This is a genomic window from Acinetobacter lwoffii, from assembly GCF_024129855.1.
Taxonomy (GTDB): Bacteria; Pseudomonadota; Gammaproteobacteria; order Pseudomonadales; family Moraxellaceae; genus Acinetobacter; species Acinetobacter lwoffii_L.
On the sequence record NZ_JAMXXC010000011.1, the window covers coordinates 19,757 to 46,382 of the forward strand.

Annotated in this window: 25 protein-coding genes and 1 pseudogene; 22 read left to right on the top strand and 4 right to left on the bottom strand. The window is 45.5% G+C overall.

Annotation, left to right across the window (positions count from 1 at the left end; genetic code table 11):
- The first annotated feature begins 12 nt into the window (after window positions 1-12).
- The 6 genes from NI465_RS09675 to NI465_RS09700 all read left to right on the top strand — a co-directional run bounded on the left by NI465_RS09675 (window position 13) and on the right by NI465_RS09700 (window position 6,404).
- Entirely contained in the window at window positions 13-837 is an 825-nt protein-coding gene (locus NI465_RS09675; protein WP_004279167.1) for an undecaprenyl-diphosphate phosphatase, read from the top strand.
- A complete protein-coding gene (locus NI465_RS09680) occupies window positions 831-1,652 on the top strand; it encodes a class I SAM-dependent methyltransferase (RefSeq protein ID WP_290446924.1) in 822 nt (273 codons plus the stop codon). Before NI465_RS09675 ends, NI465_RS09680 begins: the two co-directional genes overlap by 7 nt.
- Window positions 1,653-1,772: 120 nt before the next feature.
- A complete protein-coding gene (locus NI465_RS09685; RefSeq protein ID WP_253145127.1) occupies window positions 1,773-3,155 on the top strand; it encodes a C13 family peptidase in 1,383 nt (460 codons plus the stop codon).
- A 43-nt stretch (window positions 3,156-3,198) separates the two neighbouring features.
- The gene (gene fghA, locus NI465_RS09690; RefSeq protein ID WP_253145129.1) at window positions 3,199-4,035 is read left to right on the top strand and encodes an S-formylglutathione hydrolase; all 837 of its coding nucleotides are present in this window, start codon (window positions 3,199-3,201) and stop codon (window positions 4,033-4,035) included.
- Window positions 4,036-4,155: 120 nt separating this feature from the next.
- Window positions 4,156-5,253, top strand: a complete 1,098-nt coding sequence (locus NI465_RS09695) for a YjgN family protein (RefSeq protein WP_253145131.1) — start codon at window positions 4,156-4,158, stop codon at window positions 5,251-5,253.
- Between the two features lie 11 nt (window positions 5,254-5,264).
- A complete protein-coding gene (locus NI465_RS09700; protein WP_253145133.1) occupies window positions 5,265-6,404 on the top strand; it encodes a M48 family metallopeptidase in 1,140 nt (379 codons plus the stop codon).
- A gap of 44 nt (window positions 6,405-6,448) precedes the next feature.
- Here the strand turns inward: NI465_RS09700 and NI465_RS09705 are convergent, their stop codons facing one another.
- The gene (locus NI465_RS09705) at window positions 6,449-6,727 is read right to left on the bottom strand and encodes a DUF2218 domain-containing protein (protein ID WP_253145134.1); all 279 of its coding nucleotides are present in this window, start codon (window positions 6,725-6,727) and stop codon (window positions 6,449-6,451) included.
- A gap of 168 nt (window positions 6,728-6,895) precedes the next feature.
- On the opposite strand from NI465_RS09705, the gene rpe reads away from it, so the two are divergent.
- The 3 genes from rpe to NI465_RS09720 all read left to right on the top strand — a co-directional run bounded on the left by rpe (window position 6,896) and on the right by NI465_RS09720 (window position 9,092).
- Entirely contained in the window at window positions 6,896-7,582 is a 687-nt protein-coding gene (rpe, locus tag NI465_RS09710) for a ribulose-phosphate 3-epimerase (protein ID WP_164542798.1), read from the top strand.
- 633 nt (window positions 7,583-8,215) lie between these two features.
- Window positions 8,216-8,533 carry a DMT family transporter gene (locus tag NI465_RS09715; RefSeq protein WP_004279177.1) on the top strand — a complete coding sequence of 106 codons (318 nt, stop codon included), beginning with the start codon at window positions 8,216-8,218 and terminating at the stop codon, window positions 8,531-8,533.
- A gap of 73 nt (window positions 8,534-8,606) precedes the next feature.
- Window positions 8,607-9,092: a methylated-DNA--[protein]-cysteine S-methyltransferase gene (locus NI465_RS09720; protein WP_253145135.1), complete on the top strand. Its 486-nt coding sequence runs from the start codon at window positions 8,607-8,609 to the stop codon at window positions 9,090-9,092.
- 374 nt (window positions 9,093-9,466) lie between these two features.
- Here the strand turns inward: NI465_RS09720 and NI465_RS09725 are convergent, their stop codons facing one another.
- The 3 genes from NI465_RS09725 to paaZ all read right to left on the bottom strand — a co-directional run bounded on the left by NI465_RS09725 (window position 9,467) and on the right by paaZ (window position 14,332).
- Window positions 9,467-10,402, bottom strand: coding sequence for a tRNA-dihydrouridine synthase (locus tag NI465_RS09725; RefSeq protein ID WP_005251039.1), 936 nt, complete (start codon window positions 10,400-10,402; stop codon window positions 9,467-9,469).
- Between the two features lie 185 nt (window positions 10,403-10,587).
- On the bottom strand, window positions 10,588-12,027 hold the full coding sequence (locus NI465_RS09730; RefSeq protein WP_005251040.1) for a spinster family MFS transporter: 1,440 nt from the start codon (window positions 12,025-12,027) through the stop codon (window positions 10,588-10,590).
- A gap of 193 nt (window positions 12,028-12,220) precedes the next feature.
- Window positions 12,221-14,332: a phenylacetic acid degradation bifunctional protein PaaZ gene (gene paaZ, locus NI465_RS09735; protein ID WP_253145136.1), complete on the bottom strand. Its 2,112-nt coding sequence runs from the start codon at window positions 14,330-14,332 to the stop codon at window positions 12,221-12,223.
- A gap of 262 nt (window positions 14,333-14,594) precedes the next feature.
- Between paaZ and paaA the strand changes: the two genes are divergently transcribed.
- The 13 genes and pseudogenes from paaA to NI465_RS09800 all read left to right on the top strand — a co-directional run bounded on the left by paaA (window position 14,595) and on the right by NI465_RS09800 (window position 26,580).
- Window positions 14,595-15,548 (top strand): 1,2-phenylacetyl-CoA epoxidase subunit PaaA, encoded by a 954-nt coding sequence (paaA, locus tag NI465_RS09740; protein ID WP_005251042.1) that lies wholly within the window; start codon window positions 14,595-14,597, stop codon window positions 15,546-15,548.
- A gap of 33 nt (window positions 15,549-15,581) precedes the next feature.
- Window positions 15,582-15,872, top strand: a complete 291-nt coding sequence (gene paaB / locus NI465_RS09745) for a 1,2-phenylacetyl-CoA epoxidase subunit PaaB (protein ID WP_004279183.1) — start codon at window positions 15,582-15,584, stop codon at window positions 15,870-15,872.
- 17 nt (window positions 15,873-15,889) lie between these two features.
- Window positions 15,890-16,645, top strand: a complete 756-nt coding sequence (paaC, locus tag NI465_RS09750) for a 1,2-phenylacetyl-CoA epoxidase subunit PaaC (RefSeq protein ID WP_253145137.1) — start codon at window positions 15,890-15,892, stop codon at window positions 16,643-16,645.
- 28 nt (window positions 16,646-16,673) lie between these two features.
- Window positions 16,674-17,174, top strand: a complete 501-nt coding sequence (gene paaD, locus NI465_RS09755) for a 1,2-phenylacetyl-CoA epoxidase subunit PaaD (RefSeq protein WP_005247163.1) — start codon at window positions 16,674-16,676, stop codon at window positions 17,172-17,174.
- A 75-nt stretch (window positions 17,175-17,249) separates the two neighbouring features.
- Window positions 17,250-18,308, top strand: a complete 1,059-nt coding sequence (gene paaE, locus NI465_RS09760) for a 1,2-phenylacetyl-CoA epoxidase subunit PaaE (protein ID WP_253145138.1) — start codon at window positions 17,250-17,252, stop codon at window positions 18,306-18,308.
- Window positions 18,309-18,350: 42 nt separating this feature from the next.
- Window positions 18,351-19,121 carry an enoyl-CoA hydratase-related protein gene (locus NI465_RS09765; protein WP_253145139.1) on the top strand — a complete coding sequence of 257 codons (771 nt, stop codon included), beginning with the start codon at window positions 18,351-18,353 and terminating at the stop codon, window positions 19,119-19,121.
- On the top strand, window positions 19,121-19,912 hold the full coding sequence (gene paaG, locus NI465_RS09770) for a 2-(1,2-epoxy-1,2-dihydrophenyl)acetyl-CoA isomerase PaaG (RefSeq protein ID WP_253145140.1): 792 nt from the start codon (window positions 19,121-19,123) through the stop codon (window positions 19,910-19,912). The genes NI465_RS09765 and paaG overlap by 1 nt, the downstream gene beginning before the upstream one ends.
- 3 nt (window positions 19,913-19,915) lie before the next feature.
- A pseudogene (locus tag NI465_RS09775) lies at window positions 19,916-21,469 on the top strand (3-hydroxyacyl-CoA dehydrogenase).
- 11 nt (window positions 21,470-21,480) lie between these two features.
- Entirely contained in the window at window positions 21,481-22,692 is a 1,212-nt protein-coding gene (gene pcaF, locus NI465_RS09780) for a 3-oxoadipyl-CoA thiolase (protein WP_005251055.1), read from the top strand.
- Window positions 22,693-22,752: 60 nt separating this feature from the next.
- Window positions 22,753-24,045: a phenylacetate--CoA ligase PaaK gene (gene paaK / locus NI465_RS09785; RefSeq protein WP_253145141.1), complete on the top strand. Its 1,293-nt coding sequence runs from the start codon at window positions 22,753-22,755 to the stop codon at window positions 24,043-24,045.
- Between the two features lie 63 nt (window positions 24,046-24,108).
- A complete protein-coding gene (gene paaX, locus NI465_RS09790; RefSeq protein WP_005172449.1) occupies window positions 24,109-25,047 on the top strand; it encodes a phenylacetic acid degradation operon negative regulatory protein PaaX in 939 nt (312 codons plus the stop codon).
- A gap of 31 nt (window positions 25,048-25,078) precedes the next feature.
- A complete protein-coding gene (locus NI465_RS09795) occupies window positions 25,079-25,687 on the top strand; it encodes a DapH/DapD/GlmU-related protein (protein WP_253145143.1) in 609 nt (202 codons plus the stop codon).
- Between the two features lie 131 nt (window positions 25,688-25,818).
- A complete protein-coding gene (locus tag NI465_RS09800; RefSeq protein ID WP_004279194.1) occupies window positions 25,819-26,580 on the top strand; it encodes a class I SAM-dependent methyltransferase in 762 nt (253 codons plus the stop codon).
- Window positions 26,581-26,626: the final 46 nt, after the last annotated feature.

Consider the following 26,626-nt stretch of genomic DNA (forward strand, 5'->3'; position numbering starts at 1 on the left):
TTAGGATAAAGCATGGATCTTTTACTGCTACTCAAAGCGGCCATCATGGGTATTATCGAAGGCATTACCGAGTTTTTGCCTATTTCCAGTACCGGCCATTTGATTTTGGCATCAGAATTAATGAATTTCTGGACCAAGGAAAAGAGTGATGTATTCGTCATCGCGATTCAGATGGGGGCAATTGCTGCCGTTATTTATGAATATTGGGCACGTCTTTGGGGGGCAGCGACCGGGATTGTCAGCGGTGAACCGCAAGGTCGCCGTTTAGGCATTGGCCTGATTCTGGCTTCTATTCCGATTATATTGATTGGTCTGACGCTGGGACAAACCGTCAAACAATTACTGTTTAATGATATTGCGATTGCCATTGGTTTGATCGTCGGTGGTTTGATCATTATCTGGATTGAAAAGAATCCACCACAAGTCCGTGTGCATGAAGTTGAAGAACTCAGCATTAGAGATGCGATCTGGATTGGCCTGATTCAGGTTTTATCCTTGATTCCGGGTACTTCCCGTTCAGGCGCAACCATTATCGGTGCGATGTTTTTGGGTGTGTCCCGTAAGGCAGCAACTGAATTCTCATTTTTTCTGGGTATTCCGGTGATCATTGGCGCTGGCTTGCTGGATCTTTATCAAAGCTATGATGTGTTAAATACGACTGAAGACTGGACCGTGATCGGAGTTGGGCTTCTGGTTTCCTTTATCTCGGCATTGATATTAATCCGTGCGCTGGTCGCTTATGTGGCCAAACGCGACTTTATGATCTTTGCCTGGTATCGTATTGCTTCGGGTCTGCTGATTTTATTATTTGCCTATACAGGTTGGAAACTATGGTAAGCGTGATTCGCTTATATGCCGAATCTGACTATCAAGATAAAGCACAGCACTTTGAGGCTGTGCTTTCTTCTCGTGGGGTGCAGGTTGAAATTGAAACTGTTGAAAAACTCAATGCACGTTTTTTCCGTTTAAATCCTGAACTGGCCCTTTGTGCCGATGCTGACGGACTCTGGTTATGTGCCAACGGCATGAAGATGCAACCGGACTGGCAAGCGGAAACCGGACGCTTAAAACGCGCATCTTTGAAATCGGAAATGATTGCACGCGCCTGTAATTTAAGTGAAAAACCAAGCTTGGTTGATGCGACTGCGGGTCTGGGACATGACAGTCTGTTGATGGCACATTTAGGTGCGCAAGTGACCTTGGTTGAACGGCATCCGGTTCTATTCACCTTGCTTGAAGATAGCCATATACGTGCCCAGTCGGATGCATTCCTGAGTCAGGTCGTATCACGGATTCATTTGGTTTTTTCTGATTCAGCCGATTATCTGCAGCAACAGGCCCAGCAGCATAAAGTTGTCGATGTAGTTTATCTTGATCCAATGTTCCCACAGCGGGATCAAAATCAGCAGGCAGTCAAAAAGCAGGCACAGGTCAAAAAACAGATGCAGCTGTTGCATATGTTATTGCCTGAAGATGGTGAAATGGATCTGGGCGACAACTTGCTGGAACTGGCGCAGAAAATTGGCAAGCGTGTCGTGGTCAAACGTCCGCGTCTGGCGGTATTTCTGGCTGGAAAAGAGCCAAATCATCAATGGCAAGGCGATGCTTGTCGCTTTGATGCGTATTTTCAGCATGAACTTGTAGCTGAATAGGATAATGGCTTCTTTATTAAGCAAAGATTTGTTATATATTTAAAATTAGCATTGATTAAATGCTTATCAAGCATAAACTTATTCAGCACATTAGCGAGCCACTCATCTCCTTGAAATCCTATGATCGACTTTAAACCCTCCATTAATTTTTGGCACGATTTTAAGAGCAACCAAATTGCCGGGATGTGGTTATTTCTGGGGTCGAGGCGTTCTTTACAACTGGTCCGTCCGTCCATCATGCAACTGGTGTTTTGGGGGATCTTGGGGGGCTGCGCCAACAGTTTGTTTAGCTGGCTCAGTTCAGGCCGTATGGGAGATTTTAACTCTCAAGGTCTGATCAGTTATGCGCTTTGGCCTTTCATTGCCCTGATTGTCGGTATTTTTCTTTCGCAACGGGTCAATAATCCACGCTTGATGCTGGTGCCAGCCTTGTTATGGTTGGTGTTAGATACCCATATCATGCTGTTCCAGTGTCTGATTCAGTATCTGGGTGATCTGGATTATCTGCCTTATATCCTTTACGACTATATTCCAACGCTCTTTGTCATGCTGTTTGTCTGGCAAAGTCTGGCAGTGGTCTGGGTGATTTCACATGAATTAAAATGGCCGTGGTGGGAACGTGCGCTGATTATGCTGGCGACTTTGTTTACGCTAGTAGTTTGGCAGATTTCAGTCAAAGATCAGCCGATCTGGAAAGTCGAAGAAATTCCACCGAGTTTTGCCGAAGATGCTTTCTATGCCCAGCCAACTTTGCTGAATAAAGCGCTGGAAAATATCGAGTATGGTGAATTTGCACAGTCACACTGGTATTTCATGGGGGTAGCCGGAGCGAGCTATCAGGATGTATTCCATTCTGAAGTTGAGCGGATTAAAGAGCAGTTTGATACCCGTTTTGGTACTTTTGGCCGATCGATTGCCTTGGTCAATCACCCAGCGACACGTACCACTATGCCGATTGCTTCCAAAACCAGTATGGAGCTGACATTGCGCCGTATGGGGCAGCAGATGAACCGTGAAAGTGACGTATTATTTTTATATATGACCTCTCACGGTTTGCCGAATGTATTTGAAATGGAAAATGCCCCACTGGATCTGGCGCAGGTTGATCCAAAATGGTTGCGTGAGACACTGGATGCATCAGGCATACGCTGGCGCGTGATCGTAATCTCGGCATGTTTTTCAGGCAGTTTTGCTTCAGCCTTACAGAATGACAATACTTTGGTGATTACGGCTTCTGCAGCCGACCGTCAGTCTTTTGGCTGTTCGAATGAAGCGGATTATACCTATTTTGGTCGTGCGTTCTTTGATGAAGCCATGCGTGAAAATAGCAGCTTGCAAAGCGCTTTCGCACAGGCCACAGATACTGTAGCAAAATGGGAATCGGCTCAAGGCTTTGAGCCATCAGAACCGCAATGGGTCATCGGCAAGAATATGGAATTGATGTTGCCACAACTGGAGCAACGTTTATTTCCCCAGAACAGTACGGCAACAGCATCTCCCTAGATCAATGTCATCCACAGACCGGTTGCAATAATAAGGAATAGCCATGGAACTTATACAGAACAATAGAAGCTTTGAAGGTGAACAGCGGATTTATCGTTTTGATTCGCGCTATCTTAAAACCCCGACCAAGTTTGGCATTTTCCTGCCGCCTCAAGCTTTAGAAGGTCACAGCTGTCCTGCTTTATTCTATTTGGCGGGTTTGACCTGTACCGAAGAAACTTTTGCCATCAAGGCGCATGCACAGCGTTTGGCGGCACAGCTTGGCTTGATTCTGATAACACCGGATACTTCGCCACGTGGCGAAGGTGTGGCAGAAGGCGACAACTGGGATATTGGTCAGGGTGCGGGTTTTTATATTAATGCCACTCAGGCACCGTGGGCTGAACACTATCAAATGGAAAGCTTCATTGTCGATGAGCTTTATGCATTGGTCACTGAGGAATTCGTGATCCATCCCGGCAAGATCGGTATCTTCGGCCACAGTATGGGTGGTCATGGCGCATTGACTCTGGCATTTAAATATCCAGAAAAATTTAAATCTGTTTCAGCCTTTGCACCAATTTGTGCGCCGAGTCAGTGCCCATGGGGAGACAAAGCATTCTCGAATTATTTGGGTACTGAAAAAGAGGAATGGCTGAAACATGATGCGACCGCTTTGGTTCAGGAAAAGGGCGCATTGTTTGGCGATATCCTGATTGATCAGGGTTTTTCAGACCAGTTCTATAACCAGCTTAATCCAGCCCTGTTCCAGCAGGCTTGTGATGGCGTGAACCAGCCGCTCACTTTGCGTGAACATCAGGGCTATGATCATGGTTATTACTTTATTCAAAGTTTCGTAGATGATCATTTGCAATTCCATGCCGTGCAGTTAAATCCTTAAAGTAGGACTGCAGATATGTAGCAAAGCCAAAAAGATTAAAAAACCTCCAAAATGTTTTTACATTCTGGGGGTTTTTCTTTTAATATCAGATGTATAAAAGTATAAAAAATTGGGGTCGTCATGCAGCAGACAGCAGACGGTATTCGTGTCAGTGAGTCATTATTTCCAGCTGCTTCAAGTTTTTCGACTGAAGCCACGCCTTCGGTCAGACCGAAATATCAGCGATATGGATTCAGATTTCATGGCAGTGCATCCGAATATTTTGGTATCTGGATGGTGAATCTGATGCTGACCATTGTGACATTGACCTTGTACAGCCCTTGGGCCAAAGCACGCCGTATGCGTTATTTCTACGGCAATACCCAATTTTTAAAACATCGCTTCGACTTTGTGGCCATGCCGAGCCGGATCCTGCTGGGTCGTCTGTTTGCACTGGAACTGTATCTGGTCACCGTTGTACTGACCAACTATTCAATCCTTGCCACCAGTTCTTTATTGATGGTCGCTGCGCTGTGTTTGCCCTGGCTCATTCGGATGACGCTGAAATTCAAGGCCCGAAATAGCAAATATGGCAATGTGCGTTTTTATTTTAATGGCAGCAACCGTGAGGCTTATAGGGTCTTATTTCTGGCCATCCTGATCAATATCTTTACTTTGCTGCTGTTTAGTCCGGTGATGATCTGGCTCTATAAACGCTATTGCTTTAATCATTTATCGATTGGTCAGCTGCAATTCAAGCTGAATATTAACTGGTCCAAGTTTATGTCTGCTATTTATCTGCCCTTGGGTCTTTGCCTGCTGGTTGGTATTGGCTGGCTTGCAGCAGTTGTATATTGGGTAAACGGGATTGGCACCAACTTGTTTAGTCTGGGTTTACTGCTTAGCTATCTGCTTTGTCTGGCGCTGGTCTGGCCGGTCATTTCTGCACGTTTATACCTCATTACCTGGAATCATGTGGAGCTTGGTCAAAGTTACTTTAAAACACGGGTAACTACCTGGCGTTATAGCTGGATTGTGCTGAGCAACTGGATAGTGCGTGTTCTTAGTCTGGGCTTAATGACACCTTGGGCTGCCATCCGTTTATATCAATATCAGTTGAACCATCTGGAACTCTATGTAGCAGAAGATGAAGCTAATCTTGAGCATATCTTGCAACCTGATCCGAGTGCCTTGGCTGATGAAATCCTGGACGTATTTGATTTCGATGCGTCGCTATAGGAGTAAATGTGATGAAACGACCTGTCGAAGTTAAGTTTTATGATGGAATTCTCGCTGAAGCCCGTCGTGCCTGGATTGTACCGGATCAGCAACAAGGGATTGCCTTGAAAATTGATGAGGATGTTCCAGTACAAGTTAGCGCTGCAGATTTTTATTTTTCTTATCCGGACATGGCCTACATTGGTGGTGTCGGTGGTCGTAAACCGATTATTGAGCTGCCTGAAGAGCGTCGGATTGAGTTTTTAAGCAAAGCGCCACATTGGCTCGGGATTAAACATAAAGATATTTATCATGCAATCTGGAAGTTTGAACGTTCACCGATCCTGATTTTCTTTTCCATGATCATCGTGATTAGTGCAGTGATTATGATTTTAAAATGGGGGATTCCTTATAGTGCCAAACATCTGGCAAAATTCCTTCCGGAGCAGACTCTGGTTGAAGTAGGCAACCGGACAGAGCAGCAGTTAATTGCCCAGACCCAACCAAGTACACTACCGGAAGAACAGCAGATGCGATTAAAAACTTTGTATGAACAAAAGATTGCTGTAGGAAAACCTGCAAAAATTATTTTCCGTCAAGGTGGATCAAACATGGGCATGAATGCCGCAGCCATCCCGAATAACACCATTATTGTGACTGATGAACTGGTGAAAATCAGCGGCACCGATGAAGAAGTCCTTGCAGTACTGGCCCATGAACAAGGCCATCTGGTACAGAAGCACAGCATGCAAAAAGTGATTTCCAATCTGGGGGCGGCGGGACTGTTTGCCTTGGTAACTGGAGATTTAAGTGATGTGGTCACAGCCTCTGTAGTCGTGTTGACTGATGCCGGATATTCGCAGGCGATTGAACTGGATGCCGATGACTATGCCATGCAGCATTTGCATCAACAGCAGATTTCCAGTATTCATTTGTCTAACTTTTTGCAGCGGGTGGAAAATGCCAGAATACTGGCAGAGGAATCGCAAACCTTAAAAATGAAAAATTTCACCCTGAATATTGATGGAAAAGACCGGCACCTGACAGAAACCGAACTGAAATGGATTCGCCTGATCGGGAAGTTTAAAAAATATCTGGAATCTCACCCCGAACTGGATAAAAGAATTGAGCGTATTCATGCCTTTAATGAACAAGCGAATCATCGTATTTAGTTTCTGATCATTGCTATGCCCTGATCACTAAGGCTTTTTAGCCCCTATCTTTGCCAGTCGGCAGTCAGATGTTCCTGTCCCATACGGATCAGATGATCCAGAACCACATTTTCGAGTTTATTCAGGTCAGTAAATTCATCTGTGCTTTGAATCGTTACGGTTAGATGATCCTGTTCAGGAGCCAATATCACTTCAGCATTTGAAAAATAAATCAGGAAATTTTGTTCGGCTTCATCAATATTAAATTTATGTTTCCAGTGATTGGCTAGGCGTTTGGCAATTCGTGAAGCTTGTTGCGTCTGGATATGGGCAATACTTTTCATCAGTTTTCTACACTATTCATCATTATCCTGCACTTTAAACCAGGCGGTGATGCCGGCATAAGCACCAAAGCGTTACACAGCGTTTTAATCTTGCAACATCGAATCACAGTAGCCGGAGCGGATTTGATATAATGGGAAAAATCCAATTTCAACAAGCCAGGTTCTCCCATGTCCAAGCCTTATTTAATTGCCCCTTCTATTTTATCTGCTGACTTTGCCCGTTTAGGTGAAGAAGTCGAGAATGTGTTGGAAGCAGGTGCAGACGTTGTTCATTTTGATGTCATGGACAACCATTATGTACCGAACCTGACTTTTGGTGCAGGTGTTTGTAAGGCCTTGAAAAATTATGGGATCAAGGCGCCCATTGATGTGCATTTGATGGTTAAGCCGGTGGATCGCATGATCGGGGATTTCCTTGAAGCGGGTGCTGATATCATTACTTTTCATCCAGAAGCTTCTGATCATATTGACCGTTCTTTACAGTTGATCAAATCAGGTGGTGCAAAAGCGGGGCTGGTATTTAATCCGGCAACACCATTGCATTACCTGGATTATGTGCTGGATAAAGTCGATCAAATCCTGCTCATGAGCGTGAACCCTGGCTTTGGCGGACAGAAATTTATTCCAATGACTTTGGATAAATTGCGTCAGGCACGCAAACTGATCGATGCTTCAGGTCATGATATTCGTCTGGAAGTCGATGGTGGCGTTACGCCAAGCAACATTCGTGAAATTGCCGAAGCGGGTGCCGATATGTTTGTAGCTGGTTCAGCTATTTTTGGTAAGCCGGATTATAAAGCTGTGATTGATGAAATGCGTGCGGAATTAGCGAGAGTAGGGCAGGTTCAACTGTAATCGTTAAAAACTCATAAGTGCATAAATATGTGGATAACTTTATGGATAAGTGTGTAGATATCTATGTTGATAACCATATGGATATGTTGCATAAAATGTAATCGTTTGTACTGTGGTTGATTGCGATTTAGACAATATTTGTATAAAAAGAACTCAAATTGGGTTCTTTTTATTGCATATAACCCTTGTGTTTAGTGGTTATTTGTTAATCAGGGGTTAATAATTCAACCAAGTAAAAAATGATCAATCTCTCACGAATTTATGTTTAATCATGTAATTTATCCCTAAAATGTTTGAATTTAATTAATGTGTATAACTTAACATTCCGAGCGGAATCGCATGTAATTGTTATTAATTCAACTGCCCGAGTAGGAACTATACTAACTTGCCATTTTTAGTCTCTACCATAACCAGAGCAGATAAGAATGTCGTGAAGACTTGAGTAAGACAAAGTTAATTTGTATCTCTAAAAGTCATGTTTTGTAACACTGACCACATTGTTGGCACGCGAATTAATAAAATTTCTATATCTAGATATTGAGGAGGAACGACCTCCCTTGTGAATTACGTATCGGAATTTACAGGAAAAATCGTCAGGACGGCCTGATTCTTATATAAAAGGAGGAGGGCTGCATGGCCTGGATCGTACTTATTCTTGCAGGTATTTTTGAAATCGTTTGGGCATATTCGATGAAGCTGTCTGAAGGCTTTACCAGACTTACCCCAAGTATTATTACCATTGTCTTCATGGTACTGAGTTTTGCTTTACTGGCTTATGCGATGCGTACTTTGCCACTAGGTACAGCCTATACGATCTGGACCGGGATTGGTGCAGTGGGTTCATTTCTCATCGGTATTTGGGTTCTGGGTGAACCTGCTACAGCATTGCGTATGCTGGCTGCAGTACTCATCATTTCCGGTCTGGTGCTGATGAAAGTATCCTCTTCATAATTTGTTTCTGCCTGTCTCGGTGAACTGGGTTAATATGGAAAATGAACTCCAGTGATTGGGACAGGGCACCATCATGAACTTAAGTTATCTCTATATGGATTCTCCCGTAGGTCAGTTACGACTGGTCGCGAATGAAACCGCGCTGGTGGCTGTGCTTTGGGACTGTGAACAGCCGAATCGGGTGAAACTGGCGACCTTGGTTGAAGATCCGCAGCATCCGGTTTTGATTGAAACCAGACGTCAGCTCCAGGAATATTTTGCCGGTCAGCGCAATGTTTTTGACCTGCCTTTGGACTTTGCCGGTACTGATTTTCAGAAAAAAGTCTGGCAGGCGCTACTGAATATTCCCTACGGACAAACGCGAAGCTATCGCGACATTGCTGAACAGGTAGGTAATATCAAGGCTGTACGCGCCGTGGGTGCAGCCAATGGCAAAAACCCGATTTCGATTATTGCACCCTGTCATCGGGTGATTGGTCGCAGTGGCAAGCTGGTAGGATTTGCCGGTGGTTTGGATAAAAAAGAAATCCTGTTAAATATTGAGCGGACGCATTCATAAATCTCTTTTATAAATAAAAAAATGATCGTTCTATTCATTTTAAAATGAATATTAAAAGTTCCTTCTCCCTCTGGGATAAGAAGCACTGCTTAGCAAGGAGATGAGGGGGGTAAAAACCTCTCCCTCGCCCTCTCCTACAAGGAGAGGGTATTTCCTTTGTAGTGATTATAAAAAATGATTTATGAAAGAACTTTAATATCTAAAAATTTAAAACAAATGAAAAATTAGAATATGGATGTTCTGCTAGTAGAAATTAATCTATTCATACTTTGTGATTGGATTTATTTCGAAGTGGTATTCAAAACAGCCTAAGCAGTCATAAGCTTTTACGAGCCCATAAAAAAGCCTTTGAATGATTCAAAGGCTTTTTAGTTTTAAATATTTGAAGCTTTCAGTTTTTCGGTAATCTCGGCCAGAACTTTAATCCGTTTTACTTCATCCCATAATGCTTTGGCTTCAGGATAATGTTTCGACATCATGCCCAGCCATTGCTTGTAACGGCCGACCATCCCGATCTCAGTTTTGGCTGGGCCGTTGATAAAACGAATTTGCAGTTGCAGTAGTTCATTCCAGTTCATCAAAGGTGCATCCGAGTTTTGACGGATACATTGGGTCAGGTCGGGTGTAGTCACTGCACCACGGCCAATCATCAGATCTTCGCAACCGGATTCCAGACGGCACTGTTTGGCATCGGCATTGTTCCAGATTTCACCATTGGCGATCACATTGATCTTAAGTGTCTCACGAATCGGTTGTAGCTGGTCCCAGAATGCGGGCGGAGTATAGCCATCGGCTTTGGTGCGTGCATGAACGGTAACCCATGCTGCTCCTGCATCTTCAATGGCATGGGCATTTTCCAGCATGAAATTACGGTCCATATAACCCAGACGCATTTTGGCGGAAACCGGAATATGCGCAGGCACTGCATCACGCACGGCTTTAACCAGCTCATGCACGACTTCGGGTTCATCGAGCAGGACTGAACCACCACGATGACGGTTCACGGTTTTGGCCGGACAGCCAAAATTCATGTCAATTGCCGGTGCGCCCATGGCTGCCACTTTGGCGGCATTCGCTGCTAGCATCTCCGGATTATTTCCTAAGAATTGGACATGTACCGGTGTACCTGCCGCCGTCTTGCCATCATTCAACAGTTCCGGGCAGTAAGTATGATAAATATGATCGGGCAGAAGGGAATCGGTGACACGGATAAACTCGGTCACACACCAGTCAAAGCTACCTACGGATGTCAGCACATCACGCATAATCGGATCGGTTAAGCCTTCCATGGGAGCAAGCACAAGTTTCAACGGTGCACACCTGTAAATTTAAAACGGTGTTATACGTTTTTTTAGGCAGCCTGTCTAGGCTGGATCGGAATTGAATGATGAGTACCTGAAAATTGAACTTTTTGGGCTGATATAAAAAGGCCTTTAATGTGGATTAAAGGCCTTTAAAAGTGAAAATTAAGAAGGTTTAGCAATATCCAGCCATTTTAGTCCGCCAGTTTTTCGACTTTCATACTCTCACGATAATACTGACAGCCCTTGTACAACAGGAAGCAACCAATCAATCCGGCAATCGCATTGACGATCGAGATTGAGTTACCAACCATTAAGGTATTCTGGAAATATTTATCCGTGATTAACGCCACTGCGGTGGTTCCGACGCCTAAGGCAATCAGGTTTGAAACCAGCAGGAATTTGGCAGATACCTGTGCGCGTAGCTGATTCGGTGTCAGCATTTGCGTAGCAGCAGCCGATGCAGGAATCGGGAAAGTGGAGAAGAACATCGCCACAAAAATCAGCGCAAATGAAAGCTGCATATTATCGACTTGAGTAAACAGCACACTCGGAATAATCAGCGCTGCACAGCCAATCGCACCGGTACGAATTGCAGCATCGCTATAGCCACGTTTCGAGAAGAAGTCGATCAACCAGCCACAGAACAAGGCACCTGAAGTATTCGCGACTAGAATAATCGTACCGAGGATATAACCGGTTTGACTCGCATCCAGACCGAAATTACGCATGTAATAGGCAGGTGCCCAGCCTAGCAGCGAATACAGCATCATGGTGTAAAAAGAAAAGCCAATAAAATGACAGAAGAAGGTCTTTTTATGTGTCTTGATAAAACCAATCGAATTTTTGAAAGAGGCTTTAATGACTTGGCCATCTTGACCGACTTTCATACCCTTACGTGCAGGTTCACGCACCGTCAGCACCATGAGCAGGGCCAGCAATACGCCCGGTAGACCCACAATCATAAAGGTAAGTTGCCAGGTTTTCACTTCACCAATGAGCGGTAAAGCCACGAAGCTGACATCTTTTAGCAGGCCAATCACATAGCCGCCAATCAGGAAAGCTAGGCCCGAACCAATAAAGGCACCAATCGCATATACACCGAGTGCACGGCCTAATTTATCTTTCGGAAACAAATCGGCAACGATTGAATAAAAGGCAGGGGAAAGCGCAGCTTCACCGGCACCCACACTCAAACGTGCAATAAACATTTGAATAAAGTTTTTACTGAGACCACAAGCCGCTGTGGCAAGACTCCAAAACGCAATCCCGGTTGCAATGATTTTAATCCGGGACTTTCGATCCGCCAATGCTGCGATGGGCAGACCCATAATGGCATAAAACAAGGAGAAGGCCAGACCTTGCAATAGACTAAACTGGGTATCGCTTAGCATTAAATCGGCTTTAATCGGTTCAATCATGAGCGATAAAATTTGACGGTCTACAAATGACAGAATGTAAGCCACCATACAAATGACCACCACATACCATTGATAGGTGCTGCTTTCCGGTGGCGGTTCAATCTGTTCAGACAGCGGCACGGCCGTTTCTGTCGGTATAGGCTCAAAATTTTGATCTGTTGGTTGAATCGTCCTTTCAACCATTTCTAGGTTCAGCGATTTATCATTCATCATGCAACATCCTGTGCTGATCGTTTGAGATATTTATTTGATACTTTTAATTTGCTTGTTATTTTTATGTTGTATCGCATTTAATTAATCTAGAGGCTAAATAGATAGACGTCAATCTGTTTTTAAAAATAGATACAAATAATTTTTAAAGATAAAAAAAAGGAATCATAATGATTCCTTTTTTTGGTATGAATTTTTAGCCACGTTCAACCAGCGTTAAAATATCGTAGGTTGCAACCAGTTCATTGCGCTGGTTTTTCACTTTAATATCCCAGACCACGACACCATGTGGTTTCTGTGCCGGATCGCGCAGTGCTTTTGGAGTTTTCTGCTTACAGGTCAGTTCTACCTGAATGGTATCGCCAATTTTTACCGGTTCTACAAAGCGCAAGTTGTCCATGCCATAGTTGGCAATGACCGGGCCTGGAGCAGCATCAACGAATAAACCTGCAGCTGCGGATACTACGAAATAGCCATGTGCGACACGCTCACCAAACAGTGATTCTGCCGCAGCAATTTTGTCCATATGCGCATAGAAGTGATCACCGCTCAGGCAGCCGAAATTCACTAGATCGGCTTCAGTCACGCTACGTCGTGCAGTCAGCAAGCGCTCGCCGATACGCAATTCATCAAATGACTTTTTGAAAGGATGCACACGGTCTTCAAAGACCTGAGCGCCTGCCGTCCAGCTATGGCCGACCTGGGTCATGGCATTTGGCGAGCCTTGAATCGCAGTACGTTGCACATAATGTTTGACTGCACGCAAACCGCCGAGTTCCTCACCGCCACCGGCACGTCCCGGTCCGCCATGAACCAGCAAAGGTAATGGAGAGCCATGTCCGGTACTTTCTTTGGCACTTTCAGCATCCAGAATATGGACACGTCCATGCCATGGCGCAATTTTGTTGAACAGTTGTTCAATATTTTCATCGGTATTGCGTACGATGGAGGCCACCAGGCTACCTTCGCCACGTGCCACCAGGTCAGCAAGCTGAGCGAGGTCGCTATACGGCATTAAAGTCACTACAGGCCCAAAGGCTTCAATCTTATGAATATTTTCTGCCTGAGCTGGTGCTTTGCATAGCAAGACTGTCGGTGGATAGCATGCAGACTTCTCAGTATTTTGTACTTGCAGTTTAAAGTCTTGGCGCAAGTGGCTACCGAATACAATCTCTGCATCCTGGCTCAGCTGTTCAACTTTTGCCGCGACATCATGTTTCTGTTTGACGCTGGCCAAAGCACCCATCGTCACGCCTTCCTGAGCCGGATCGCCCACGACCACTTTTTTTAGTTTTGCAATCAGACGGTCTTGTACTGTATCCAATAGCTCGGCCGGCACAAAAGCACGACGAATGGCGGTACATTTCTGTCCGGCTTTGGTGGTCATTTCACGGAAAACTTCACGGACAAATAAATCAATCGTTTCATCATTGGCTTGCGCCGTCAAAATTGCACTGTTGACCGAGTCTGCTTCCATGGTGAATGGAATCGAGTAGGCATTTAAGTGTGGATGCGAACGCAGTTTTTGCCCTGTTGAAGCAGAACCGGTAAAAGTGACCGTATCTTGAGGATTTAAATGATCAAATAAATCATAGACCTGTCCGCAAATGAGCTGCAGTGAACCTTCTGGCAAGAAACCGCTTTCATGAATGGCTTTAACTACGGCATGAGTCAGCTCGGCACCTTCGGTCGCCGGTTTGACAATACAGGGTACGCCTGCCAGCAGTGTCGGTGCGATTTTTTCCAGCATGCCCCAGATCGGAAAGTTAAAGGCATTGATATGCACGGCGACACCGGCTTTAGGCGTCAGAATATGTTTCGCGCCAAAGCTACCTTGCTTAGAAAGAGGAATCCAGGCATCTTCGACCCATGCTGTTTCATCACTCAGTTCACGACGCACCAAACTCGAATAAGCATATAAGGTGCCAATCCCGCCTTCAATATCAATCCAGGCATCTTTACGGGTACAGCCGGTTGCTTTGGCAAGCTCATAAAAGTCTTCTTTGCGTTCCATCAAATACTGAGCCACTTGCTTCAGTGCATTGGCACGTTGATGGAAGGTCCATGTGGCAATAGTCGCGCCTTTTTGTTTGGCATACTTCACCACGGCTTGGGTATCGATGCCCTGACTGCCGACCTGATAAACCGCTTCACCGCTAATGGCATGATAAACCGTACGTAAATCGGCTTGCGCTGCGTATTCCTGGCCGTACACCAGTGAAGATAAGCTTTTGATGGCAATAGGATTATGGGTTGATTCAGTATCTTGATAATCCGTTGTGCTTGAGCTGCTGTCTAACTCTAACATTGTAAAAACTCCATTTATGATACGTTTTGAGATGTATTTTAATTTTGATGTTTCATAATTTGTGTTGAAAAAGTGAAAATGTCAATCATAAATCTGTGTTTAAAAATGCGTAACAATAAAATAAAAAATATTAAATGATATAAAACAAATATTTATTAAAAATAAGTGATAAAAATTAAATGATACCAATAAATAAATATTGATTTTAATTACGTATCGTTTTAATTTGAGTGTATCAACACTTGGGATAAGTGAGGGAACAATGAATAACCAACAACAAATCTTCGATCAAAAGATTGAAAAGGATATTTCTATAGAGCCGAAGGACTGGATGCCGGATGCTTATCGTAAGACCTTGATTCGTCAGATCGGTCAGCACGCACACTCTGAAGTGGTGGGCATGTTGCCGGAAGGCAACTGGATTACCCGTGCACCGACCTTAAAACGTAAAGCTGTGCTGATGGCAAAAGTTCAGGACGAAGCCGGTCATGCCTTGTATCTGTACAGTGCTGCAGAAACCTTGGGTGCCGATCGTGACGACATGATGGATAAGCTGATTGCCGGTCGCATGAAATATTCTTCAATTTTCAACTATCCAACCCTGAGCTGGGCCGATGTTGCCGCGATTGGCTGGCTGGTAGATGGTGCAGCAATTGTCAATCAGGTTGCGCTGTGCCGTACATCTTATGGTCCTTATGCCCGCGCTATGGTGCGTGTGTGTAAAGAAGAAAGTTTCCATCAGCGTCAGGGCTTTGAAGCCATGATGGAATTGGCCAATGGTACGCCGGAACAAAAGCAGATGGCACAGGATGCAGTGAACCGTTTCTGGTGGCCGGCACTGATGATGTTTGGTCCAAGTGATGATAATTCACCGAACAGTGCACAAAGTATGCAGTGGAAAATTAAATTATTCAGCAACGATGAGCTACGTCAGAAATTTGTCGATAACACCGTGTCGCAAGTTTTGCAGCTGGGTTTAACCGTTCCAGATCCAGACCTCAAATTCAATGAAGCCACCGGACATTACGAATTTGGTGAAATCAATTGGGATGAGTTTTTTGCGATTCTTGCAGGCAAGGGACCGTGTAACCATGAGCGTATTGAAGCACGCCGCAAAGCTTGGGAAGGCGGCAAGTGGGTACGTGATTCAGCAGCCGTCTATGCGCAGAAACAGCAGAAACAGCAGCAACAGTCAGCAGCACAAAAAGTCGCTTAAAAAATAGTTTGATCAATATAAGGAAATTTGCTCATGAATAACAAAAATAACTGGTCACTTTATGAAGTGTTTGTGCGTAGTAAACAGGGTCTGAGTCACCGTCATGTCGGCAGCCTGCGTGCGCCGGATGAGGAAGTCGCACTACAAAATGCCCGCGATGTATATACCCGCCGCAATGAAGGCATCAGTATCTGGGTGGTGAAATCTGAATTGATTACCTCTTCCCAGCCAGATGAAAAAGCAGAGTTTTTTGAACCCGCTTTGGACAAGGTTTATCGTCATCCAACCTTTTATAACATTCCAGCTGGCATCGAGCACATGTAAAGGGAAAGGTGAAGATTATGACAAATCAAGTATTGGCAGAATTTCTTTTACATGTGGGTGACAGTCAACTGATCCTGTCTCATCGTTTGGCAGAGTGGTGTGGTCATGCACCTGAACTGGAGCTGGATATTGCCTTAGCCAATATTGGACTGGATTTATTGGGTCAGGCACGTACTGCCCTCAGTCTGGCGGGTGAAGTGGAAGGACAGGGTCGTGATGAAGACAAGCTGGCTTATTTCCGCACCGAGCGTGAATACCGTAATTTGCTGCTGTGCGAACAGCCGAATGGTGATTTTGCCCAGACTTTGGTACGCCAGTGGTTGATGGATCACTACCACACTTTATTATTTAGTGCTTTAACTAAAAGTCAGCATGCTGAGTTGGCTGCCTTTGCAGTGAAATCACTCAAAGAAGTGAAATATCACCAGCGTTTTTCCACCACCTGGATGGAACGCTTAAGTTTAGGTACCGCAGAAGCGCATGAAAAAACCCAGCAAGGTCTAAACGAGTTATGGCGTTTTACCGAAGAACTTTTTGTTCTGACGGCAGCTGAAAAACAACTAGTCGATAGCGGTGTCATTCCAGAGATTGAAAATTTAAAAGTCCAGTGGCTGGAGACCATTACAGCCGAGCTGGCGCGATTTGAATTAAGCCTGCCAGAGCTGGGTGCTTATCGCAGTGGGGCTAAACAGGGTTTACATACAGAACATCTCGGTTTTGTTTTGGCTGAACTGCAATACATGCAGCGCTTATATCCAAACATGAACTGGTAATTCGGCACAATCACAGGGAGTGAGTCGCATGAATCTGATTCGACACGTAGAAGATCAATGTTGGGACGTTTTACAGCAGGTTTCTGATCCAGAGATTCCGGTATTGTCAGTGATTGATCTGGGTATGATTCGTGGCGTCGAGCTGAATCAGCAGGATGAAATTGTGGTGCGACTCACGCCGACCTATAGCGGCTGTCCGGCCACGGATTTATTAAAAGCAGAAATTACCCAGGCTTTCGAGGCCAATGGTTTGACGCCGGTCAAAGTCATTGTGGACCTGTCTCAAGCCTGGACCACGGACTGGATGAGTGAATCGGGCAAACACAAATTACAGCAATATGGTATTGCCCCGCCGCAAGGCCAGTCACATAGCTGTGGTACGCATGTGGCATTGACCGATGGCATCACCTGTCCACAGTGCTTAAGTAACAACAGCAAATTATTAAGTGAATTCGGTTCGACCGCCTGTAAAGCTTTATATCAATGTCGGGACTGCTTAGAAACTTTTGACTATTTCAAATGTATTTGATTGTAACGATTGCGCGGTGGGCAGGGTAAACCAATAACAAGCCTGAACACCGCCACCTAAAAGAAGGATTTTGCCATGAGCCAATTTATACCATTAACCATTAAATCGATTCAGCCACAAACCGAGCAAGCGATCTGCATTGCCTTTGATCTCGCGCCTGAGCAGTTGGATACTTTTCAATATCAGCCGGGTCAGCACCTCACCATTCGTCATTTAACCGATGACGGCGAGCTGCGCCGCTGCTACTCGATCTGCAGTGATACTCAGGAAGACATGAGCATTGCGATTAAAAAAATTGATCAGGGTCAGTTTTCAACCTGGGCCAATGCGCATCTCAAAGCGGGCGATGTACTAGAAGTCATGCCACCGCAAGGGGTGTTCTTTCAGAAAGCCGCCAAGGCTGGTGGCCAGAATTATCTAGGATTTGCAGCAGGCAGTGGTATTACGCCGATCTTATCGATTGTAAAGTCGGTGCTGAACCGTCAAGCGGACGCAACATTCACTCTGGTATATGGCAACCGTTCCTGGAAACAGACTATGTTTTCTGAACAGATCATGGACCTGAAAGACCGTTTTAAGGAACGTCTGCAACTGGTGAATATTTTTTCACGTGAACTGAATGATAGTGACATCTTTAATGGTCGGATCGATGCGGAAAAATTACAGCAGCTGTTTCAGGCCAATCTGATTTCTGCCGAAGCAGATCACTGTTTCGCTTGCGGTCCTGAAGAAATGATGACAGCAGTCGAAACGGTATTACCGACTTGGGGCATTCAGCGCAGTAAGATTCACACTGAACGCTTCAATACCGGTACTGCACCGAAAGCAACCGCCCAGCAGATGGAAAGCCGTAGCGAAGAACGCGTCAATATTGTTCTGGATGGTCGCGAGCTGATTGTTGAAGTCTCCAAACAGGATGACAGTATTTTAGATGCTGCGCTACGTGCCGGAGCCGACCTGCCATATGCCTGTAAGGGCGGTGTTTGTGCCACCTGTAAATGTAAGGTGTTAGAGGGACAGGTTGAAATGGCGGTGAATTACAGTCTGGAAGAAGATGAAATTCAGAAAGGCTATGTGCTCAGTTGTCAGGCACGTCCAACCACGGCCAATGTCCGACTCAGTTTTGATGAATAACAGCTGAATTTACAGCACCGCGAGCATAGCAGGAGTTCAAGGATGACCTACATTAAAACCAGCTCAACCAAGCCAGGTGTGGTACTGATCGAGCTAAATCGTCCAGAAAAGCGCAATGCTTTAAACAATGCCACCTTGCAAAACATTGCAGCCTGTCTACAGGACTTGGAAACAGATGCTGCTGTGAAAGCCGTGGTCATCACCGGAAATACGCAATGCTTTGCTGCCGGTGCTGATTTAAATGAGCTGGCGCAGTTAGATGTGGTCAGCATCCAGCAAGACCAACGCCCACTGCTCTGGAAAAAAATTGATGAATTTTCCAAGCCTTTAATCATGGCCGTAAATGGTTATGCTTTTGGTGCAGGTTTCGAGTTGGCTTTGCATGGTGACATGGTGCTGACCGGAGAAAATGCCCAGTTTGCCCTGCCTGAAATTGGTTTGGGCATGCTGCCGGGTGCTGGTGGAACACAGCGTCTGGCCCGTCTGGTCGGTCAGCAATTGACGATGCGTTGGGCCATGACCGGTGAAATGATTTCGGCACAGACCGCATTGCAACATGGCATTAGCAGCCAGGTTTGTCCGGCAGGACTGACCGTGCAATACGCACTGGAACTGGCAGAAAAAATTGCCAAGCAAGCACCGCTGGCCATTCGTGCCATCAAGCAATCTTTAAGGTCGATTCATGAAGTGACTTTAAGTCAGGGGCTGAAACTGGAACGACAACATTTTGTCTGGCTGGCTGCGACCCAAGATCGCCAGGAAGGCATTAATGCATTTTTAGAAAAAAGAAAACCAGAATTTAGAGGTGTGTAATGGATTATCAAACAATTATTGTCGAAGAAAAAAATGCAGTGGGCTACCTGACCTTTAACCGTCCAAAACAGCTCAACAGTTTTAATGAAACCATGCATCAGGAAGTCTTTAAAGTCATCAAGGCCTGGGCCAAAGACAGCCAGATTCGTGCCGTAGTGATTTCAGCAGAAGGTCGTGGTTTCTGTGCTGGTCAGGATCTGAATGATCGTGTGGTCGATCCGAATGCCGATGCACCGGACTTAGGCCTGTCGATTGAAAAATACTACAACCCTTTGATCAAGCTGATTACCGAAATGCCTAAACCCGTGATTTGTGCGGTGAATGGTGTGGCAGCAGGGGCAGGCGCCAATATTGCCCTGGCGTGTGACATTGTGGTGGCAGCAAAATCGGCTTCCTTTATTCAGGCCTTTTGCCGTCTTGGTTTGGTGCCAGATTCAGGCGGTACCTGGTTCCTACCGCGTCTGGTCGGCCGTGCTCAGGCGATGGGCCTTGCCATGCTCGGCGATAAAATTCCGGCTGAGCGCGCAGTACAACTGGGCATGATCTGGCAAGTGGTTGAAGATGAAAAACTGCAAGCAGAAGCGAAAAAACTGGCAGAGCATCTGGCACAGCAACCGACCTATGGTCTGTCCCTGATCAAAAAAGCCATCCATGCCGCAGCCGACAATAATCTGGATGAGCAGCTCATTCTGGAACGTGACCTGCAACGTCTGGCTGGACGTTCAAGCGACTATAAAGAAGGTGTACAAGCCTTTATGCAGAAGCGTACCCCTGAATATAAAGGATGCTAAATCATGCAACAGATCAATTTGGAACAAGTCAAAGTTGCTGTGGTCGGTGCTGGAACCATGGGGGTTGGCATTGCGCAACTAGCCGCCATGCACGGGCATCCGACCTATGTGTTTGATCTCGATCGCAGCAAAGTTCAGGGTGCCTTGACTGCTTTAGAGGCGCAGCTGAGCAAGCGCGTACAAAATGGCAAAATGACCCAGCAATTGCTGGAAAGTACCTTCGCCAATCTGATCGTGGCAGAGGACATTCAGCAGCTTGCCGATGCGGGCTTAATTATTGAAGCCATTGTCGAAAAGAAAGAAGTGAAACAAAACCTGTTTCAACAGCTGGCTGCCATTTGCCCGGAACAGACGATTTTTGCGTCTAATACTTCTTCGATTTCCATTACCGCCATTGCCTCGGCGATTCCATATCCAGAGCGAGTGATTGGTCTGCATTTCTTTAATCCGGCCCCCGTGATGAAACTGGTCGAAATTATCCGCGGACTGAAAACTCCAGCAGTCCTTGCCGATGCAGTATTTGATCTGATGAAGGACTGGAACAAGGTTCCGGTACGAGCCAAATCGACGCCCGGTTTTATCGTCAATCGTGTCGCGCGACCGTATTATGCCGAAGCCTTTCGCGCCTTGCAGGAAAATGCCACCACACCGGAACAGCTCGATTACATCATGCGCGAATGTGGCCGCTTTGCCATGGGACCGTGCGAACTCACGGACCTGATTGGTCAGGATGTGAATTTTTCGGTCACACAAAGTGTCTATCAGGAATTTTTCTATGAGCCACGCTACCGCCCATCCTTGATTCAAAAAGAACTGGTCGATGCCGGTTGTTATGGTCGCAAGTCCGGTCAGGGTTTTTATGATTACGCTCAGGCCAAGCCTGCACCTGTATATGAATTGCCAGTGTGTTATGCCAAGTCGCTGAATAAGCTCAAAGTCACAGTAAAAGGTGAATGGCTACATTCCTCAGTACTGATTGAACGTTTAAAACAGGCCTCTCATGTAGAGCTGAGTTTTCAGGCAGCAGAACAGAATGAAATCCTGATTGGTGATCTTTCTCTGCGATTATCGCTTGGCGAATCAGTTGAACTTACCTATCCGCATGAGCCTGTGGTGTTGATGGACTGGCATTCAGATTGGACAAATGCTCAAGCGATTCCAGTCGTTGCATCACCGGCGTGTAGTGCTGAACAGCGCCAGGCAGTGGAGCTATTCCTCATAGGTATGGATATGATACCTATTTGGTCTAAGGATCATCCCGGTCTTTATGTTATACGTAGTATTGCCATGTTGGTGAATGAAGCCTGTGAAGCAGTATTGCATGATATTGCATCAGAACAAGATATTGATTCTGCTATGAAATATGGCGTTAATTATCCTTGTGGTCCATTCGAATGGGCAGATAAAATTGGATATTACACAATTTTATAAATTTTAAAAAATATGTATCGTATTTATGGTGAAGACCGCTATAGAACTAGTATATATTTAGCAAAGAAAGCGGTGCAGGGACATGCACAGAAAACTCAGCAGCAACCATTACGCGTTGCTGGCTAAAAGGAAGAATCATGGAACAGGTTTATATTTTTGATGGAATTCGCACCTCGATCGGACGCTATGCCGGTGGACTGAGCAGCATTCGTGCTGATGATCTGGCAGCGCTACCGATTCAATATCTGAAAGATCAGCATCCTGCCTTGCCATGGGCAGAACTGGATGAAGTGATCTTGGGCTGTGCCAATCAGGCCGGTGAAGATAACCGCAACGTGGCGCGTATGGCTGCTTTACTCGCAGGGTTACCTGAATCTGTTCCAGCGCTCACCGTGAACCGCTTATGTGCTTCAGGTCTGGATGCCATTGGACTGGGAGCACGTGCCATCAAATCGGGTGAAGCACAATTTGTTTTGGCGGGTGGCGTAGAATCCATGAGCCGAGCGCCTTTCGTGCAATCCAAACCTACGACTGCCTTTAGCCGTACCCCTGAAATTTATGACACCACCATTGGCTGGCGTTTTATCAACCCAAAATTTAAAGCACAGTTTGGCGTTGACAGCATGCCGGAAACGGCCGAAAACGTCGCTGAAAAGTATCAGATTAGCCGTGCAGACCAGGACCTGTTTGCCTATCACAGCCAACAGAAAACCGCAGTAGCCCAGCAGAAGGGTATTTTTGCCGAAGAAATTCTGCCAGTAGAGGTCAAAGGTCCGAAGAAAAGCACTCTGACCATTTCCCAAGATGAGCATCCGCGCGCAGAGACGACGCTGGATAATCTGGCCGCCTTAAAAACCCCATTTCGTAAAGAAGGCGGCTCAGTCACCGCTGGCAATGCTTCGGGTGTCAATGACGGGGCGGCTTGCGTATTACTTGGGAATCAGCAGTTTGCCGAGCAGTATGGTTTGAGCCCGAAAGCTAAAGTGATCGGGATGGCCAGCGCCGGTGTCGAAGCTAAATATATGGGTATTGGGCCGGTTCCAGCGGTACAGAAAGTGCTGAAACAGACTGGCCTGAGTCTGGAGCAGATGGACGTGATTGAGCTGAATGAAGCATTTGCAGCGCAATCGCTGGCCGTGATTCGTGAACTCGGCTTGCAAGACGATGATTCCAGAATTAACCCGAATGGCGGTGCCATCGCCTTGGGTCATCCGCTGGGTATGAGTGGCACCCGTTTGGTGATTACCGCCATGAAAGAATTAAAACGTCGTAATGGCAAATATGCACTCTGCACCATGTGTGTGGGTGTTGGTCAAGGTGTTGCACTGGTTTTAGAAAATATGGATTAAACACATCATTCAATCAATGAATTAAACCGTGGTCAGGAAGACTGCGTCAGGAGTAAGAATATGAATAACAATGCAATGGAAAAAATTGAAAAAGTATCGGTTGATGAGTTACGCAGTGTTCAGCTACAGCGTATGAAAAAGACGTTGCAACATGCTTATCAGAACAGTCCGGTTTATAAAAAGAAATTCGATGATGCTGGCGTGCATCCAGACGATTTTAACTCACTGGAAGACCTGGCGAAATTTCCGTTTACCACCAAACAGGATTTACGCGATAACTATCCGTTTGGTATGTTCGCTGTTCCACAGGAACAGATTGTACGTGTGCACGCATCTTCTGGCACCACCGGTCAGCCGACCGTAGTGGGTTATACCCAAAATGATATTAATGTCTGGTCAGACGTGGTGGCGCGTTCCCTGCGTGCAGCCGGCTTGAGCAGCAAAGATATCATTCAGGTGTCTTATGGTTATGGTCTGTTTACGGGCGGTCTAGGCGCGCATTATGGCGTTGAGCGTTTGGGTGCAACCGTGATTCCAATGTCTGGCGGACAAACCGATAAACAGGCGCAACTGATTCATGACTTTAAACCGACAGCACTGATGGTTACGCCATCTTACTGCCTGAACATTATTGAAGCGCTTGAGAAGAAATTTGGCACAGCCAAAAACTGTTCGATTAAAACCGGCGTCTTTGGTGCAGAGCCATGGACCAATGAAATGCGCAAGGAAATTGAAGAGCGTCTGGGCATTGATGCCCTAGATATTTATGGTCTGTCAGAAGTCATGGGACCGGGCGTGGCGATGGAATGTCTGGAATCTAAAGATGGCCCAACCATCTGGGAAGATCATTTCTATCCTGAAATTATCCATCCGGAAACTGGCGAAGTGCTGCCAGATGGCGAACTGGGTGAACTGGTCTTTACCACCATTACTAAAGAAGGCATGCCGGTAATCCGTTACCGTACCCGTGACCTGACCCGTTTATTGCCAGGCACGGCACGCACCATGCGCCGTATGGACAAGATTGTCGGCCGTAGTGATGACATGATGATTATTCGTGGGGTCAATGTCTTCCCATCACAGATTGAAGAGCAGATTTTACAGATCCAGCAACTGATTCCGAACTATCAGATCCAGATTTGCAAACAGGGACATCTGGATACATTGCATATCCGTACCGAAATGCGTAAAGATAGCAGTGACATTATGGCGCACCAGTTGGCAACTCAGCTGAAAAGCCAGATTAAAACCATGGTCGGAATCAACGTAAGTGTCGAAGTGTTACCTGAAGGGAGTCTGCCACGCTCTGAAGGCAAGGCACAGCGCGTTTTCGATATCCGCAAGTCTGCATGAAGTACTATTGGATGATAGCCAAATGGTCTATCATCCAGTTTCTATAAGGTAAAGTTAAACGCAATGAATCCGAAATTAAAACAAATAATTGATGACTTTATTCAAACTGAAGCACTCAGCGGAACCTCATTAATCATGACCATCTTTGGTGACTGTATTTTTCACCGGGGTGGCATTATCAGTCTGGCCAGTCTAATTCAGCTCATGGATGTCTTCGGATTTAATGAACGATCGGTACGGACTGCCGTATTTCGTCTGGTCCAAAATGGCTGGCTGATGTCTGAGAAAATTGGTCGCACCAGTTATTATCGCGTAACCGAAAGCAGTCGCCAGCGTTTTATTATGGCGGATCAAAAAATTTACAGTTTTAGCCATCAGGAATGGGATCAAAAATGGGATCTGGTACTACTCAGTTCGGTAGAACTGGAAAATAAACTGGTTCTGAAAAAAGAACTGGAATGGCTGGGCTTTGCCAATATCGCCACCAATGTCATGGCCTATCCGGGCTGTGATCATCAGAAACTGCAAAACCTGCTGCTGAACTTGAAAATGACTGACCAAGTCGTGGTGTTTAAGGCAGAAACCTTGCAGCTCTGGCAGGAATCCTATCCAACTGTAAAACGTATGGTTGCCACCAACTGGCCGGTGCAGGAACTGCATCAGCGCTATGAAAAATTCATTGCGGATTTCCGGGAATTCTTTCATCTGGTGGAACAGGAAGATGAACTGGATCCGGTTCAGGCTTTTCAGCTGCGAATTTTGCTGATTCATCAATTTCGCCGGATTTTACTAAAAGATCCAAATCTGCCTTTTGAATTATTGCCATCCAACTGGCTTTCCCTGAATGCCCGTAATCTGAGCAGTAATTTATATCAAACGGTGGTTGCGGCAGGGGATGAGTTCTTTATGGAGATCGCACGAACTTCGGAAGGTTCGATGCCGCCGGTACATCCACAATTTTATAAACGTTTTGGCGGTTTACGACTGGAAGCCGTTAGCTAATCTAATTCTGCATTTTTAAAGGAATAAAATAATGCCGTGTTATGCCATTGCTGGTGTGACTCCTGTGGTCAACCCTCGCGCTTATGTGCATCCGCAAGCCGTTCTGATTGGAGATGTGGTGATTGAAGAGGGTGTATATATCGGGCCTTTTGCTACTTTAAGAGCCGACTTTGGTGGGATTCATATCCAGAAAAATGCCAATGTTCAGGATTCCTGTACCATTCATGGCTTTCCCGGTAGCGTCACGCTGGTCGAAGAATATGGTCATATCGGACATGGCGCGATTTTACATGGCTGTATCATTCGCAAAAATGTACTGGTGGGCATGAACAGCGTAATTCTGGATGAAGCCGAGATTGGTGAAAATACCATTATCGGTGCCAATAGTATGGTTAAAGCCAAAGCCCAGATTCCTGAAAATTCACTGGTGCTCGGTAGTCCAGCACGGGTCATCCGTCCCCTGGACACCAAAGAAATTGCTTGGAAAAGCAAAGGGACACAAGAATATATTCAGCTGACAGAGCGCTGTCTTTCCTCAATGCAGGAGGTCAGTCCTTTAACAGAAGTCTCCACAGACCGGCTCAGTTACAAAGCGTTTAAGGCAGATTATCAGATCAAGCAGAATAGCTTGAATGACTAAGTTAAGAACATGATTCTATTAAATAGATGAATTCTGCATTTTAAAAACAGGAAGTAACTGAAACCAAATTCCAACTGCATTCCCTGACCGTCTATTTAGACTGAAATAAAACTGGTCTGGAAAGCATATATATGGAAAATAGGGAATTTAAAGATCATTTCTCCCAGCAGTCACAGGACTATGCTTTGTTTCGTCCGCATTATCCGGATGCATTGGGAAAGCTATTGGCAGAGCTGTCACCAGGTACTAAATTGGCTGTAGATGTCGGCTGTGGTTCTGGACAGCTTTCAGAAGTTTTGGCGAATTACTTTGATCAGGTGCTTGCTATTGATGCGAGTGCTGAACAGCTTGCCCAAGCCAAACCGCATCCAAAAATTCAGTATGGTCAGGCACTCGCTGAAAAGATTCCGTGTGCTGACCAGAGTGTTGATCTGATTTCGGTGGCTCAAGCAGCGCATTGGCTCGATCTGGAAAAATTTTACGCAGAAGTTCGCCGGATTGCTAAACCCAATGCCATTCTGGCTTTAATTAGCTATGGCGTATTCAGTGTGGATGAGCCCCATCTGAATCATTATTTTAAGCATTTTTATGAAGTCACGCTTGCACCGTACTGGCCACCTGAACGTCGCCATGTAGATGAAGGATATAAAAATTTACCATTTCCATTTCAGGAAATTGCGACTCAGCCACCGGTATTGCAGGTTGAATGGAATTTTTATCAGTTAATTGGTTATATGAGTACTTGGTCAGCCGTGAAAGCAGCAACTCAAGCACTCGGACATAATCCATTAAATGTACTGGCAGATGCCTTATTGCCAGAATGGGAAGATCCAGAATTGCCCAGAGTCATTCGCTGGCCATTATCAGTGCGTGCGGGGCGTATAATCGTTTAAAAAAATATTAGAGCTAGAATCTGTTTATTGAACAATGAATTGAATA

Excerpts from the sequence above, each read along its gene's own strand:
- paaK (WP_253145141.1), top strand. The coding sequence starts at position 22,753 with ATGAATAACAATGCAATGGAAAAAATTGAAAAAGTATCGGTTGATGAG.
- paaE (WP_253145138.1), top strand. The coding sequence starts at position 17,250 with ATGAGCCAATTTATACCATTAACCATTAAATCGATTCAGCCACAAACC.
- paaB (WP_004279183.1), top strand. The coding sequence starts at position 15,582 with ATGAATAACAAAAATAACTGGTCACTTTATGAAGTGTTTGTGCGTAGT.
- paaA (WP_005251042.1), top strand. The coding sequence starts at position 14,595 with ATGAATAACCAACAACAAATCTTCGATCAAAAGATTGAAAAGGATATT.
- NI465_RS09700 (WP_253145133.1), top strand. The coding sequence starts at position 5,265 with ATGAAACGACCTGTCGAAGTTAAGTTTTATGATGGAATTCTCGCTGAA.
- fghA (WP_253145129.1), top strand. The coding sequence starts at position 3,199 with ATGGAACTTATACAGAACAATAGAAGCTTTGAAGGTGAACAGCGGATT.
- NI465_RS09730 (WP_005251040.1), bottom strand. The coding sequence starts at position 12,027 with ATGATGAATGATAAATCGCTGAACCTAGAAATGGTTGAAAGGACGATT.
- NI465_RS09695 (WP_253145131.1), top strand. The coding sequence starts at position 4,156 with ATGCAGCAGACAGCAGACGGTATTCGTGTCAGTGAGTCATTATTTCCA.
- NI465_RS09685 (WP_253145127.1), top strand. The coding sequence starts at position 1,773 with ATGATCGACTTTAAACCCTCCATTAATTTTTGGCACGATTTTAAGAGC.
- NI465_RS09680 (WP_290446924.1), top strand. The coding sequence starts at position 831 with ATGGTAAGCGTGATTCGCTTATATGCCGAATCTGACTATCAAGATAAA.
- rpe (WP_164542798.1), top strand. The coding sequence starts at position 6,896 with ATGTCCAAGCCTTATTTAATTGCCCCTTCTATTTTATCTGCTGACTTT.
- paaX (WP_005172449.1), top strand. The coding sequence starts at position 24,109 with ATGAATCCGAAATTAAAACAAATAATTGATGACTTTATTCAAACTGAA.
- NI465_RS09765 (WP_253145139.1), top strand. The coding sequence starts at position 18,351 with ATGACCTACATTAAAACCAGCTCAACCAAGCCAGGTGTGGTACTGATC.
- paaD (WP_005247163.1), top strand. The coding sequence starts at position 16,674 with ATGAATCTGATTCGACACGTAGAAGATCAATGTTGGGACGTTTTACAG.
- NI465_RS09715 (WP_004279177.1), top strand. The coding sequence starts at position 8,216 with ATGGCCTGGATCGTACTTATTCTTGCAGGTATTTTTGAAATCGTTTGG.
- NI465_RS09705 (WP_253145134.1), bottom strand. The coding sequence starts at position 6,727 with ATGAAAAGTATTGCCCATATCCAGACGCAACAAGCTTCACGAATTGCC.
- paaZ (WP_253145136.1), bottom strand. The coding sequence starts at position 14,332 with ATGTTAGAGTTAGACAGCAGCTCAAGCACAACGGATTATCAAGATACT.
- paaG (WP_253145140.1), top strand. The coding sequence starts at position 19,121 with ATGGATTATCAAACAATTATTGTCGAAGAAAAAAATGCAGTGGGCTAC.
- NI465_RS09675 (WP_004279167.1), top strand. The coding sequence starts at position 13 with ATGGATCTTTTACTGCTACTCAAAGCGGCCATCATGGGTATTATCGAA.
- pcaF (WP_005251055.1), top strand. The coding sequence starts at position 21,481 with ATGGAACAGGTTTATATTTTTGATGGAATTCGCACCTCGATCGGACGC.
- NI465_RS09795 (WP_253145143.1), top strand. The coding sequence starts at position 25,079 with ATGCCGTGTTATGCCATTGCTGGTGTGACTCCTGTGGTCAACCCTCGC.
- paaC (WP_253145137.1), top strand. The coding sequence starts at position 15,890 with ATGACAAATCAAGTATTGGCAGAATTTCTTTTACATGTGGGTGACAGT.
- NI465_RS09720 (WP_253145135.1), top strand. The coding sequence starts at position 8,607 with ATGAACTTAAGTTATCTCTATATGGATTCTCCCGTAGGTCAGTTACGA.
- NI465_RS09800 (WP_004279194.1), top strand. The coding sequence starts at position 25,819 with ATGGAAAATAGGGAATTTAAAGATCATTTCTCCCAGCAGTCACAGGAC.